Genomic DNA, 13,340 nt, shown 5'->3' with positions numbered 1-13,340 from the left:
CGGACCGGGTGGTCGACGCCAGACCCGGTTCGGGGGGACAGCGCCATGGAGGCCGACCCCGCCGCGGGCCTAGCGTGAGGAGCACCGTCCCCCACCTGTCGGCACTCGAACTTCCCCTGGAGAGTCATGATCGCGGCGGGCCCACGTCACGCTTCGCCTCCCATCCCCCTGCGCTACGAGGAACGCGAGTGGCACGGTCTGCGGCTCCTGGCCCACGACGAGACCGGAGACGGGCGCATCGTCGAGGCGCTGGGGGACGTGGCAGCCGCCGACCACATCGTGGTCCTGGTCCCGGGCAACGACAACTACCTGGGCAACTACTTCGACGCCAACCGCCCCACCCGGCCCCGGGTCAACGGGGGGACGGTCCTGCGCACCATGCGGGCACTCGCCCCCGGCGAGCGCTCCGCCGTCGTGGTCTGGGTCGGCTACGACACCCCGCGCGGCTTCGCGGAGGCCGCCTTCCGGGGTCCCGCCGAACGCGGCGCCGAGGACCTGGCCCGCCTGACGTCCTTCCTGCCCCGCACCGCCCGCATCACGCTGGTGGGCCACAGCTACGGCACCGTCGTGTGCGGACTGGCCCTGCGGCACGGGCGCGTGGACGACTGCGTGGCCCTGGGCAGTCCCGGCATGGGCGGGAACTCCGTCGCCGACCTGGGCTTCACCGGGAACCTGTGGGCGGCGCTGGGCCCCGCGGACTGGATCCGCTTCTTCCCCCGGGGGCGCTGGCGGGACCTGGGCCACGGGCCCTCGCCGCTGCGCCCCGGGTTCGGCGCCACCGCCTTCGCCACCGGCCCCATCCCCGGCCACTGCTCCTACTACACCGAGGGCAGCGAGTCGGTGCGCAACATCGCCCGTATCGGCCTGGGCCGCCATGCCGAGGTCACCCGGCCGGACGTGCCCGCCCAGCGGACGCGCCCGGGTCCGCGCCCGGCACCCGGGGCCCCGGTCGCGGAGGCCGCGCCGTGAGGCCCGCCCGCGACCCCGCCGTCGGTGACAGGGGCGTCGATGACCGCGCTGTCGACGATCGCGTCACCGGTCACCGCGTCGCTGACGACCGCGCCGCCGGTGCCGTCCGCCGTGTCCCCGAGCGCCCCGCGGACGAGGACCCCGCCGAGGACCGGCGCGCCGTCCGCGGACCTTCCCCCGAGCAGGGCGCCGCACGCGGGCCCTCCCCCGGCCACCGCGCCGCCGACCCGGTGATCCTGGCCCGGGACGTGCGCAAGTCCTATCCCGGAGCCCGCGGACGCGCCGCCCTGGACGGCTTCGACCTGGAGGTGCCCCCCGGCGCGGTGCACGCGCTGCTGGGGCCCAACGGCGCGGGCAAGACCACCGCCGTGCGGGTCATGGCCACCCTGCTGCGCTTCGACTCCGGACAGGTGCGCGTCGCCGGGTTCGACGTGGCGCGCCAGAGCGCGCGGGTGCGCTCGCGCATCGGCTTCGCCGGTCAGTACGCGGCGCTCGACGAGATCCTCGACGGGCGGCGCAACCTGGAGATGTTCGCCCGCCTGCACCACCTGGGGGCGCGGACGGCGCGGGCGCGGGCCGCCGAACTCCTGGAGCGGTTCGGCCTCACCGACGCCGCCCACCGGCCGGTGCGCGAGTACTCGGGCGGCATGCGCCGCCGCCTGGACCTGGCCGCGAGTCTGATCCCCGACCCCGCCGTGCTGTTCCTGGACGAGCCCACCACGGGCCTGGACCCGCGCAGCCGCGCCGAGGTCTGGCGGTCCGTGCGCGACCTGGCCGAGGGCGGCACGACCGTCCTGCTGACCACCCAGTACCTGGAGGAGGCCGACCGCCTGGCCGACCGGATCTCGGTGGTCGACTCCGGGAGGGTCATCGCCGAGGGCACCCCCGAGGAGCTCAAGTCCCGGGTCGGGGGCGGCCGGGTGGAGGCCGTGGTCGCCGACGCGGACGCGCTCTCGCCGGTCGCGGAGGTCCTGGGCCGCGTGGCCGGGGCGCTGCCCGAGGTGGACGCCGACGCCCTGCGGGTGTCCGTGCCCTTCGACGGCCGGGGCGCGGGACTGGCCAAGGTGGTGCGCGCCCTGGACGAGGCGGGGCTGGACGTGGAGGACATCGCCCTGCGCCGCCCGACCCTGGACGACGTGTTCCTGGGCCTGACGGGCCGCCAGGGCACGGAGGAGGAGACGTCATGATGTCTATGACCGAGGCGGGGCGGCTGGCCCCGGAGGAGGCGTCATGGCGTCCGTGACCGAGGCGGGGCAACCGGTCCCGGAGGAACCCGGGGCCCTGGCGCGGATGCGCTGGGCGGTGGCCGACACCTGGGTGGTGGCGCGCCGCTACCTGCTGCACCTGGTGTACAAGCCCGACGAACTCGTCGGCACGCTGATGGTCCCCGTCCTGGCCGTGCTGCTGTTCGGCTTCGTCTTCGGCGAGGCCATGGGCGCGGTCATGGACGCGCCCGGCGAGGAGTACCGCGAGTTCCTGATGCCGGGGCTGTTCGCGCTGACCATGGCCTTCGGGATCGGCAACACCACGATCGCGGTGGTCACCGACGCCGGACGCGGCGTGGTCGACCGGTTCCGCACGCTGCCGATGGCCCCCGCCTCGCTGCTGGCCGGGCGGAGCCTGGCCGACGTGCTCTCCGCGGTGGTGGACCTGGCGGTGCTGGCCGGGATGGGGCTGCTGGTCGGCTGGCGGTGGCACGAGGGCCCGCTCTCCGCGCTGGCGGCCCTGGGGCTGCTGTTGCTGCTGCGCCTGGCCTTCACCTGGATCGGCATCTACCTGGGGCTGGTGGTGCGCAGTCCGGAGGCGGCGATGAAGTTCTTCTCGCTGGTCTTCCCGCTGGCCATGGTCGCGGACACCTTCGTGCCCACCGACACCATGCCGGACTGGCTGGTGCCGGTGGCCGAGTGGAACCCGCTGTCGGCGACGGTGATCGCGGCCCGCGACCTGTTCGGCAACCCGGTGGCGGCCAACGACTCCTGGATCGCGCAGAACGCGCTGCTCATGGCGGTGGTGTGGCCGCTGGTGCTGATGATGGTCTTCGTGCCGCTGGCGCTGCGGCGCTACCGGAGGCTGAGCCGCTGAGCCGCTGAGGCCCTGATGAGGCACTGATACGGCACCGCCCGGAACACCTCCGGTCCGGGCCGATGAGTTCCCGCCACCTTCCGAGTCCGTACACGTGAACGAACCGCACCGTGCGGATCCGACGGACGAGGAAGACCACGTTGAACGGCGCGAAGCCGACCCCCGCACGCGCGGGAGGACGCGAGTGGCTCGGGCTCGGGGTGCTGGCCCTGCCCACCCTGCTGCTCTCCCTGGACATGAGCGTGCTCTACCTGGCGCTGCCCCACCTGGCCGCCGACCTGCGCCCCTCCGGCAGCCAGCTGCTGTGGATCATGGACGTCTACGGTTTCATGATCGCCGGGTTCCTCATCACCATGGGCACCCTCGGCGACCGCATCGGCCGCAGACGACTACTGATGATCGGCGCCGCCGCCTTCGGTGTGGCCTCCGTGGCCGCGGCCTTCGCGCCCAGCTCCGCCGCGCTCATCGCCACCCGCGCCCTCATGGGCGTGGCCGGAGCCACCCTCATGCCCTCCACTCTGGCCCTGATCAGTAACATGTTCGTCAACCCGCGGCAGCGCGCCGTGGCCATCTCGGTGTGGACGAGCTGCTTCATGGGCGGCACCGCCATCGGCCCGGTCGTGGGCGGGCTCCTCCTGGAGTGGTTCTGGTGGGGTTCGGTGTTCCTGCTCGGCGTCCCCGTCATGCTGCTGCTCCTGGTGTGCGCGCCCCTGCTGCTCCCCGAGCACCGCGCGCCCGACCCAGGGCGGCTGGACCTGGTCAGCGTCGCCCTGTCCCTGGCCGCCATCCTGCCGATCGTCTACGGCCTCAAGGCCGTCGCCGAGGGCGGACCGGTCCTCGGCCCGCTCGTCTGCCTCGCCTTCGGTCTGGCCATGGGCGCGGTGTTCGCCCGCCGCCAGCTGCGCCTGCCCGACCCGCTGCTGGACCTCGGGTTGTTCCGCCAGCCCCCCTTCGGTGTCGCGCTGGGCGTGATGATGGCGGGCGCAATCACCATGGGCGGCACGTTCCTCCTGATCAGCCAGTACCTCCAGATGGTCGCCGGGCACTCCTCACTGGTCGCGGGGATGTGGCAGGTACCCCCGGCGCTGGCGATGATCGCCGCCACCATGGCCGGAGGGCCGCTGGCCGCCCGCGTGGGCCGGGCCAACGTCATCGGCGGCGGCATGCTCGTGACCGCGTCGGGGTTTGCCCTGCTGTTCCTGGTCCCCGTCGAGGGCGGAACACCGCTCGTGGTCGCCGGGCTGCTGCTGGCCTCGGTGGGGCTGGGCCCCGGCGCCGCGCTGGCCACCGACATCGTGGTGGGCTCGGCGCCCAGGGAGAGGGCCGGGGCCGCCGCGTCCATGTCCGAGACCAGCGGGGAGTTCGGCGTCGCCATGGGCGTGGCCCTGCTGGGCAGCCTGGCCTCGGCGGTCTACCGCTCCGGGATGACCGTTCCCGAGGGCGTGCCGGAGGAGGCGGGCCAGACCCTGCCCGCTGCCGTGGCCGTGGCCGCGGAGCTGCCCGCGGGCCTGGCCGAGAGCCTGCTCGGTCCGGCGCGCGAGGCCTTCACCTCCGGGATCAACCTGGTCGGGGTGATCGGCTGCGCGGCCATGGCCGTGTTCGGGGCGGCCGCCGTGGTCCTGCTGCGCTCGGCTCCGTCGGGAACACCGCAGGAACCGGCGCGGGAAGCCGCGGACGCGTCGGCGGAGAAAACGATGGTGGAAGAACCGCCGCTGGCCGATGAGTCCGCGTACGCCGACGGGTCAGTACGGGTGAGCGGCACCGAGCGCCGGACCTGAGGCCGTCCGGAACCGGTGACCCCGGCTGGGGGCTCCGGATCCGGCCGCTCCGGACCCGGCGGCGCCGACCAGTACGACGGCCCGCACCCGATGCCGCGGACCCGAACACCACACCACCCGGAGGAGACCATGGAACGCCCCAACCTCGACGGCATGCTGCTCGCCACCACCGACCCCGACCGCCTGCACGACTGGTACGCCGACGTCCTCTCCCCGCAGGACGACGTCGACATGGACGGCTACCGCGTCCTGCGCCTGGGGACCTTCCACCTGCTCATCGACCGCCGGGACGACGTCGCGCCCAGGGCGGGCGACCCGACCCGCATGATCCTCAACGTCGACGTGGACGACGCCCGCGCCGTCGCCGCCCGCGTGGACGCGCGGGGCACCGGGTGGCTGGCGCCCCTGGAGGACCGCGACGGAAGCCTGTTCGGCACCGCCGTCGACCCCGACGGCAACCACGTCCAGATCATCCAGCTCAGCGACGAGCACCGCGCCGCCATGTCGCGTGAGAGTTAGCGAGAAGACCATGTTCGACACCACCAGGGCCTTCGGCTCCTTCGCCGTTCCCGACCCCGACCGGGCCAGGGAGTTCTACGGCACCACCCTCGGGCTCGCGGTCGGGCCCGTCGAGGGCATGGAGGAGCACGGCCTGCTCAGCATCGACCTGGGGGAGGGGCGGGCGATCCTCGTCTACCCCAGGCCCGACCACGAGCCCGCGGACTTCACCGTCCTCAACCTGCCCGTGGACGACATCGACGCCGTCGTGGACGAGCTCGCCCGCCGCGGCGTCGGGATGCTCCGCTACGAGGGCTTCGACCAGGACGGAAAGGGGATCTCGCGGGGCGTCCCGACGGTGGCGTGGTTCGCCGACCCGTTCGGGAACGTGTGTTCTGTCATACAGGAGGCGTAACGTGACGGTCGTGGTGGAACACGCGTCCGACCAGGACTTCATGAGTCTCGCCGACCCCTACCGGCGCGAGCTGTTCGCGCACTGCTACCGCATGCTGGGGTCGGTGCACGACGCCGAGGACCTGGTGCAGGAGACCTACCTGCGCGCCTGGAGGGCCTACGACCGGTTCGAGGGCCGCTCCAGCCTGCGCACCTGGCTCCACCGGATCGCCACCACGGCCTGTCTGACCGCGCTGGACAAGCGTCAGCGGCGGCCCCTGCCCACCGGGCTCGGCGGACCCACCGCCGAGCCCGAGGGCGAACTCGCCGACCGCCCGGAGCTGCCCTGGCTGGAGCCGGTGCCCGACGTCCTGGTCGGCGCGGACGACCCCGGCGCGGTCGTGGCCGCGCGCGAGAGCGTGCGCCTGGCCCTGGTCGCCGCGCTCCAGTACCTGAAACCCAAGCAGCGGGCGGTGCTGATCCTGCGCGACGTGCTGCGCTACAGCGCGGCCGAGGTCGCCGACACCCTCGGTGTCTCCGTCCCCGCGGTCAACAGCCTGCTCCAGCGTGCCCGCGCCCAGCTGGCCCGGGTGACCCCCACCGAGGAGGAGGTCGCCGAGCCCCGGCCGGAGCAGCGCGAGGTCCTGGCCCGGTACGTCAACGCGTTCGAGTCCTACGACATCTCGGCGATCACCGAGCTGTTCACCGCGGACGCGGTGTTCGAGATGCCGCCCTTCGCCACGTGGGTGCGCGGCGCCGAGCACATCGGCCGCCTCATCGCCGCCCACTGTCCGGCCAGCGGCCCGGGCGACCTGGCGCTGGTGCCGACCGCCGCCAACGGGCAGCCCGCCTTCGCGCTGTACATGCGGGGCGGCGACGGCGCCCACCGGGCGTTCGGGATCCAGGTGCTGGAGCTGGCGCCCGGGCGGGACGCGGTCGCCCACACGGTGATGTTCTTCGACACCGCGCTCTTCCGTCACTTCGGACTGCCCGCCGTGCTGTCCCCGCGCCGCTGAGGCGGTGGCGGCTCGCGGGTCGGGCCCGGCGATGCGTACGGGAGTGGGTCCAACGCGTTCTGCGGGCGGATCGTTACCACGTTTTTCGGTGCCATGTGACACACGGTCACTCTGGGGCAGCTGGAAAAATCTGTGCTAGATTCAGTGGAGTTGCAGTCGTGATTCCCGTTGGATGTACATCTTTTTCGGGTTATTGCCGCAGTGACGGGAAAATCGTCAGACCGCGGTTTTCTTCATACTCCCGAACGAGAGGAACACCCATGGCGACCGGCAAGGTCAAGTGGTTCAACGGCGAAAAGGGCTTCGGCTTCATCGAGCAGGACGGCGGCGGCCCCGACGTCTTCGCCCACTACTCCGCCATCCAGGCCAACGGCTACCGCGAGCTCGCGGAGGGCCAGGCCGTGGACTTCGACGTCACCCAGGGTGCCAAGGGCCTTCAGGCCGACAACATCACCCTGATCTGACTGAGCTGAGACTCCTTCCGGGGCAGGGGCCCGCCCTCGCGGCGGTGGCCCCTCCCCGGTTTTGTTTTTCCCGGACCGCTCTTCTGGCCGTCGTTCTCCGACAGGCGCTGGTCCGGTCCTCTGCCACGACCCCGGGTTCTCCGTGCGGGCCGTGGATCCCAAGAATCTTTCCGGCGCACACCCGGTGTCACACGCCGAAGCCCCCGAGGGCTTCCCGCCAGGCACGCGTCGGCGGCGAAAGGCCCCATATGAACCAACCCCGCACCAACGCGCGTCGTGGCCGTCCCACCGGCAGCTACGGCCGTCAGCGCCCCCACCAGTCCGGCGGCCGCCCCCAGCGCGGCGGTTTCGGCGGACGCCAGGCAGGACGCTCCTCCGGAGAGTTCGCGCTCCCCGTCTCCACCACCCCCGCGCTCGACCCGGTCCACGCCTTCCAGGACCTGGAGATGCCCGCGCCGCTGAAGTCGACGCTGGCCCGCCAGGGCCTGACCACACCGTCGGCCATCCAGGCGGCGACGCTGCCCAACTCGCTGGCCGGGCGCGACGTCCTGGGCCGCAGCCAGACCGGTTCGGGCAAGACCCTGGCCTTCGGGCTGGCGCTGCTCGCCCGGCTGGAGGGCCGCGTGGCCGATCCCCACCGCCCCCTGGCCGTGGTGCTCGCACCGACCCGCGAACTCGCCCAGCAGGTGAACGACGCGCTCGCCCCCTACGCCCGTTCGCTGCGCGTGCGCACGACGACCGTGGTGGGCGGCATGCCCATCAGCCGTCAGGCCCGCGCCCTGCGTCAGGGCGTGGAGCTGGTCGTGGCCACCCCGGGCCGCCTGCGCGACCTGATGGAGCGCGGCGACTGCGTTCTGGACCAGGTGGACGTCACCGTCCTGGACGAGGCCGACCAGATGACCGACATGGGCTTCATGCCGCAGGTCACCGCGATCCTGATGGAGGTGCCTGCCGGGGGACAGCGCATGCTGTTCTCGGCCACCCTGGACCGCAACGTCGACACCCTGGTCCGCCGGTTCCTGAACGACCCGGTGGTCCACTCGGTCGACCCGTCCGAGGGCGCCGTCTCCACCATGGAGCACCACGTCCTGCACGTGTCGCACATCGACAAGCAGACCACCGCCACCCACATCGCGGCCCGCGACGGGCAGGTCATCCTGTTCCTGGACACCAAGCACGCCGTGGACCGGATGGCCAAGCACCTGCTCAACAGCGGCGTCCGGGCGGCACCGCTGCACGGCGGCCGGTCCCAGCCCCAGCGCACCCGCACCCTCAAGCAGTTCAAGGAGGGTACGGTGACCGCGCTGGTCGCCACCAACGTCGCCGCGCGCGGCATCCACGTGGACGGGCTGGACCTGGTGGTCAACATCGACCCGCCCACGGACCACAAGGACTACCTGCACCGGGGCGGGCGCACCGCCCGCGCGGGTGAGACGGGCAGCGTGGTCACGCTCGTGCTGCCCAACGAGCGTCGTGACATGGCCAGGCTGATGCAGCGGGCACGGATCGACGCGCAGGTCGCCCAGGTGAGTGCCGGCGACCCCGAGCTGGCCCGGGTGACCGGTGCCCGGGAGCCCTCCGGGGTCCCGGTGACCCTGCCCAGCGGCCCGCGCGAGGAGCCGCGCCGCCAGGGCGGCCGCGGATCGGCTCCGCGAGGGTCGGCCCCGCGTGGCGGATCGGCTTCGCGCGGCGGGTCGGCCTCGCGCCGCCGCGGTCCCCGCCGCCCGGCCTAGGCCGTATTCCTCGGAAGTGCCCCGCGCACCGGTTTCCGGTGCTCGGTCCTCGTGTGCCCGGTCGTGGAGATCCACGGCCGGGCACACGGCTCTTCGGCCCGCATCGACCGGGCACGCCGCCCGGTTCACAGCGATCGGGCGAGCCGGAAACCCAGGTCGTCGACGCGCAGGGCCGGGTGGCTCTTGCGGCGGCACGGCGCTCGGCAGCCCCGGGGGTGGTCGTTCCACCCTCCGCCGCGGAACACGCGGTACGGGCCGTAGACCGCGGGGTCTGCACTAGCGTTCCGGGGGGAGCAACGGTCGCCAGACCATGAGCGCGGAGGGGGCCGTCATGGCGTGGAGCACCCGTCAACTGGCCGAGTTGGCCGGAACGACCCTGCGCACGGTGCGGCACTACCACGACGTCGGTCTGCTGGCCGAGCCCGAGCGCGGCGCCAACGGCTACAAGCGCTACAAGGTCGAGCACCTGGTGCGGGTCATGCGCGTCAAACGGCTTTCGGACCTGGGGTTCTCCCTGGTGCAGATCGCCCAGATGGGCCAGGCCGACGCCTACCCCGAACGCGAACTGCGGGCCCTGGACGGCGAGCTCGCCCAGGCCATCGAGCGCCTGGAGGGGATGCGCGCGGAGCTGGCCCTGGCCCTGCGCGGGCCCGGGCCGACCGAACTGCCGCCCGACGTGGCCCAGGCCGCCGCCGAGACCGCCATGACCGAGGCCGACCGTTCGCTGGCCGCGGTCATGGCACGCCTGTTCACGCCACAGACCCAGCGGGCCTTCACCGAGCTGGTGCGGGCCTACGGCTCCGGTCCCGCCGACCAGGAGTTCAACGACCTGCCCGCCGACGCCGACGAGCGGACCCGCCGCGAGCTCACCGAACGGCTGTCGCGCACCTCCCGCGCCCTGCTGGCCGACCGCCCCGAGCTGCGCATCACCCAGGCCACGACGGCCATCGACCGGTGCAAGGCCGCCCAGGCCTTCGCCACAGCGCTGAACGAGTTGTACAACCCCGCCCAACTCGACGTCCTCAACCGCCTCTCCCGCGCTGCGATGGCCGACCTGGAGACCGAACAGCAGGCCGACCAGCGGCCCTGAACGGCCGGGTGGCCGGCGGGGCCCGCGGTCATCGGTCCCGCCCGGCCGGGAGGCGCGGTGAGGCGCTGGGCCGAGGCCGCTCCCGTGCGGCCGCGACCCAGCAGGGCTCAGTTCCGGCGTCCGCCGAGGTGGCGGGCGAGGAAGCGCTCGGCCGCGCGGTGGAGGTCGAGCTGGTTCTCCGGGTTGACGAACCCGTGTCCCTCGTCCTCCTTGAGCAGGTACTCCACGTCCACGCCGCGCTCGCGCAGAGCGGCGACGATGTTGTCGGACTCGGCCTTGACGACGCGGGCGTCGTTGGCCCCCTGCGCCACCATCAAAGGTGTGGTGATCCGGTCCACCCTGCTGATCGGCGAGCGGGCCAGCATGTCGGCCTCCTGTTCGGGGATGTCCGGGTCGCCGACGTAGCGGTACCAGTTGTTGGCCAGCGCGGGCCGCACGAAGACGGGTTGGTTGCGCATGAAGTTGGCCAGGTCGGAGATGCCGACGTAGTCGACGGCGGCGGCGAAGCGGTCCGGGGTGAAGGTGACCCCCACGAGCGCGGCGTAGCCGCCGTAGGAACCTCCGAAGATCGCGACCCGCTCCGGGTCGGCGTAGCCCCGCTCCACGGCCCAGTCCACGGCGTCGATGAGGTCGTCGTGCATCTTTCCGGCGAACTCGCCGATGGCGGCCTTCATGTGGGCCTTGCCGAACCCGTTGGAGCCGCGGAAGTTGATCTGGAGCACCGCGTAGCCCCGGTTGGCCAACAGCTGCGCGGTCGGATCGAAACCCCAGGCGTCCCGCGCCCACGGGCCGCCGTGCACCATCAGTACCATCGGCAGGTTCTTCGGCTCGACGCCCACCGGCAGGGTCAGGTAGGAGGGCAGCTCCAGCCCGTCGCGCGCGGTGATGGTGACCGGCCGCATGGGGGCCATCGCGTCGGGGTCCAGGTGCGGGTGGGGACGGAACAGCAGCCGGGACCGGCCGCTGGCGTGGTCGTAGAACCAGGTCACGTCCGGGTCGCGGTCGTGGGTGAAGCTCACGACCCACCGCTGCCCGCTGGCGTCGGACGACAGTTCCGCGACATCCCCCTCGGACAGCTTCTCCAGGTTCGCCAGCACCTCGGCGAAGTGCGGGTCCAGGGCGTGGACGACCTGGCGCTCACCCAGGTAGCGCACCCCCAACAGCTCACCCCGGTGGTCGCGGATCAGCGGCGGGGAAAGAGCGGAGACCTGCGCGCGCGTGTCGATGTCGAGGGTCGGGTGGCTGTCGACCTCGGTCTCCTCACCCGTGGACAGGTCGGCTCGTACCAGGCGGGTGCGGTCGGTGCCCCGGCTGGAGCCGATCCACATCCCGGTGCCGTCCGGTGTGACCTGCGCAGGGAAGACGCCCAGCGGGTAGTCGGCGCCCTCGTACACCAGGACGGTGCTCGTGGTGTTCGTCGCGGAGTCGTGGCGGGAGACCTCGAAGTCGTTGTTGGCGTTGAGCGCGGTGGCGATCAGTTCGCCCTCCCGGCCCTGTGTCCAGACCCTTGCGGCGCCGGGGCTCTGGGCCAGCACGGTGAGCTCACCGGTGGCCACATCGAGTTCGTGCAGGTCGAACGCGGCGGCGTCGCGGGCGTTGAGCGAGACGGCCAGCTTCCCCGGCCGTCCCCTGGACGGCTCGAAGCTGATGACCCGAGCGCCGGGGAAGGGCGTCAGGTCCACCGCCGTGGGCTCGGTGGCGTCCAGGTCGACCCGGAACAGGTGCCAGTTCTCGTCACCACCGCTGTCCTGGAGGTAGAGCAGCCAGCGCGGATCGTCGGTCCACTGGTAGCTCATCACGCTGCGGGTCTGGTCGGCGGTCACGCAGCGCGGTTCGCCGACGAAGCTTCCGGACGGGTCGAGGTCCTGGACCCAGACGTTGAGCCGGTCCTTCCACGGCGCCAGGTAGGCGATGCGGGTGCCGTCCGGCGAGATCGTCGCACCGGCGCGCTCCGGTGGGCTGAAGAAGTCCTCGACCGGGACCAGATCGGGCAGTGTCATGTCGTTCCTCTCGTTCGTGCTCGGTCAGACAGGCGAGCTGTGAACCAGGAGAAACCATGCCGACACGGCACACTCAAGGATCCGCGCGTGTGACGGGAGACACCTTTCCGGATCGGGGGAGGACGCCCGGCGTTCGTCGGGGGGTGCCAAAGTCAGTGCCAGCCGACAGTCAGGGTGATGGCGGCGGTGACGAGCCCCCGCGCGGGGCGTGACTGTTCACCGCGTGCCCGGCCGTGGGACTTCTGGCCGGGCACACGGCTCTTCGGCCCGCATCGACCGGGCACGCCGCCCGGTTCACAGCGATCGGGCGAGCCGGAAACCCAGGTCGTCGACGCGCAGGGTCGGGTGGCTCTTGCGGCGGCACGACGCCCGGCAGCCCCGGGGATGGTCGTTCCACCCTCCGCCGCGGAACACGCGGTACGGGCCGTAGACCGCGGGGTCGTAGACGTCCCAGCACCACTCCCACACGTTGCCGATCGTGTCGTACAGCCCCCAGGCGTTGGGCGCCCGCGTCGCGACGTCACGCGCCCCGTCGCCGGAGTTGGCCCGGTACCAACCGATGTCGTCGAGTTCTCCGTAGCGAACGCCGGAGCTCCCCGCCCGGCACGCGTACTCCCACTCCGCCTCGGACGGCAGGCGGTAGCCCCCGGCGTTCCAGTCGCAGGCCACGTCCAGCGCGTCGGGGTCGTCGCCACCGGAGTAGCAGGGTTCGAGTCCCTCCATCCGCGAGAGCCGGTTGCAGAACCGGACGGCGTCCAGCCAGGAGACCTCGGTCACCGGCGTCCTCGGTCCGGCGGCACCCGCGGTGTCCGCCTCGTGCGCGACACCCGACCCACCCGCGGCACCAGCCGCGTCGGCGACATCCGCCACGCCCGCTGTGCCCACGGCATCAGCCGCACCAGCCACACCAGCCGTACCTGTGACACCCACGGACGCTCCATCGACCTCACGCGTCCCGCCAGCCCCAGCGCTCCCGAACACCCCGCCCACGACAGCGGCGTACAGATCGCGGGTCACGGGACACGACGCCAGTCGGAAGGCGCCGACCCCGACCTTCCAGTCCGTCCTCGTTCCCTCGTCCCGCAGGACGATCTCTCCGGCGGGGATCTCGATCATGTGCTCCGCGAACGCGCGGTAGGGGGCGGCCCCAGGACTCGTCACGCGGTCCTTCCTACACCACCGGCGCGCGTCGGCGGCCAGCAGGTGCGTCAGGGGCGACGGCCAGGCCTGACCGACCCCTCCCCGGTCAGGCCCGCTCCGGACCGGCGCTCGTTCCCGCGCCGACACCGAACCGGTCCGCGACCGCGCTCCGGTCCT

Annotated in this window: 12 protein-coding genes and 1 pseudogene; 10 read left to right on the top strand and 3 right to left on the bottom strand. The window is 72.7% G+C overall.

The window, feature by feature from the left end; translation table 11 throughout:
* Nucleotides 1–126: 126 nt before the first annotated feature.
* From ACSIH6_RS04245 to ACSIH6_RS04205, 9 genes are all read left to right on the top strand, one after another.
* A complete protein-coding gene (locus tag ACSIH6_RS04245; RefSeq protein WP_435106769.1) occupies nucleotides 127–969 on the top strand; it encodes an alpha/beta hydrolase in 843 nt (280 codons plus the stop codon).
* 230 nt (nucleotides 970–1,199) lie between these two features.
* Nucleotides 1,200–2,156, top strand: coding sequence for an ATP-binding cassette domain-containing protein (locus tag ACSIH6_RS04240; RefSeq protein ID WP_435106855.1), 957 nt, complete (start codon nucleotides 1,200–1,202; stop codon nucleotides 2,154–2,156).
* A 43-nt stretch (nucleotides 2,157–2,199) separates the two neighbouring features.
* Nucleotides 2,200–3,051 (top strand): ABC transporter permease, encoded by an 852-nt coding sequence (locus ACSIH6_RS04235; protein ID WP_435106767.1) that lies wholly within the window; start codon nucleotides 2,200–2,202, stop codon nucleotides 3,049–3,051.
* A 140-nt stretch (nucleotides 3,052–3,191) separates the two neighbouring features.
* The gene (locus ACSIH6_RS04230; protein WP_435106765.1) at nucleotides 3,192–4,829 is read left to right on the top strand and encodes an MFS transporter; all 1,638 of its coding nucleotides are present in this window, start codon (nucleotides 3,192–3,194) and stop codon (nucleotides 4,827–4,829) included.
* A 129-nt stretch (nucleotides 4,830–4,958) separates the two neighbouring features.
* Nucleotides 4,959–5,348, top strand: coding sequence for a VOC family protein (locus ACSIH6_RS04225; protein ID WP_435106763.1), 390 nt, complete (start codon nucleotides 4,959–4,961; stop codon nucleotides 5,346–5,348).
* 10 nt (nucleotides 5,349–5,358) lie between these two features.
* Nucleotides 5,359–5,742 carry a VOC family protein gene (locus ACSIH6_RS04220; RefSeq protein ID WP_435106761.1) on the top strand — a complete coding sequence of 128 codons (384 nt, stop codon included), beginning with the start codon at nucleotides 5,359–5,361 and terminating at the stop codon, nucleotides 5,740–5,742.
* Nucleotide 5,743: 1 nt separating this feature from the next.
* On the top strand, nucleotides 5,744–6,736 hold the full coding sequence (locus tag ACSIH6_RS04215) for a sigma-70 family RNA polymerase sigma factor (RefSeq protein ID WP_435106758.1): 993 nt from the start codon (nucleotides 5,744–5,746) through the stop codon (nucleotides 6,734–6,736).
* A gap of 260 nt (nucleotides 6,737–6,996) precedes the next feature.
* Nucleotides 6,997–7,200 (top strand): cold-shock protein, encoded by a 204-nt coding sequence (locus ACSIH6_RS04210; protein WP_061080081.1) that lies wholly within the window; start codon nucleotides 6,997–6,999, stop codon nucleotides 7,198–7,200.
* Between the two features lie 248 nt (nucleotides 7,201–7,448).
* Nucleotides 7,449–8,933, top strand: coding sequence for a DEAD/DEAH box helicase (locus ACSIH6_RS04205; protein ID WP_435106756.1), 1,485 nt, complete (start codon nucleotides 7,449–7,451; stop codon nucleotides 8,931–8,933).
* Between the two features lie 125 nt (nucleotides 8,934–9,058).
* Here ACSIH6_RS04205 and ACSIH6_RS04200 read toward each other — a convergent pair.
* Nucleotides 9,059–9,226 (bottom strand): annotated as a pseudogene (locus ACSIH6_RS04200) (SUMF1/EgtB/PvdO family nonheme iron enzyme); the annotation flags it as partial.
* A gap of 38 nt (nucleotides 9,227–9,264) precedes the next feature.
* On the opposite strand from ACSIH6_RS04200, the gene ACSIH6_RS04195 reads away from it, so the two are divergent.
* On the top strand, nucleotides 9,265–10,023 hold the full coding sequence (locus ACSIH6_RS04195) for a MerR family transcriptional regulator (protein ID WP_435106754.1): 759 nt from the start codon (nucleotides 9,265–9,267) through the stop codon (nucleotides 10,021–10,023).
* 107 nt (nucleotides 10,024–10,130) lie between these two features.
* Here ACSIH6_RS04195 and ACSIH6_RS04190 read toward each other — a convergent pair whose 3' ends face one another.
* Both ACSIH6_RS04190 and ACSIH6_RS04185 read right to left on the bottom strand, forming a co-directional pair.
* On the bottom strand, nucleotides 10,131–12,023 hold the full coding sequence (locus ACSIH6_RS04190) for a S9 family peptidase (RefSeq protein ID WP_435106752.1): 1,893 nt from the start codon (nucleotides 12,021–12,023) through the stop codon (nucleotides 10,131–10,133).
* Between the two features lie 294 nt (nucleotides 12,024–12,317).
* Nucleotides 12,318–13,184: a formylglycine-generating enzyme family protein gene (locus ACSIH6_RS04185; protein WP_435106750.1), complete on the bottom strand. Its 867-nt coding sequence runs from the start codon at nucleotides 13,182–13,184 to the stop codon at nucleotides 12,318–12,320.
* Between the last annotated feature and the right edge of the window lie 156 nt (nucleotides 13,185–13,340).

The organism is Nocardiopsis synnemataformans (assembly GCF_965343085.1).
Classification (GTDB): Bacteria; Actinomycetota; Actinomycetes; order Streptosporangiales; family Streptosporangiaceae; genus Nocardiopsis; species Nocardiopsis alborubida.
Note: the sequence above shows the minus strand (reverse complement) of the source record. Positions and strands in the feature narration are given on the sequence as shown.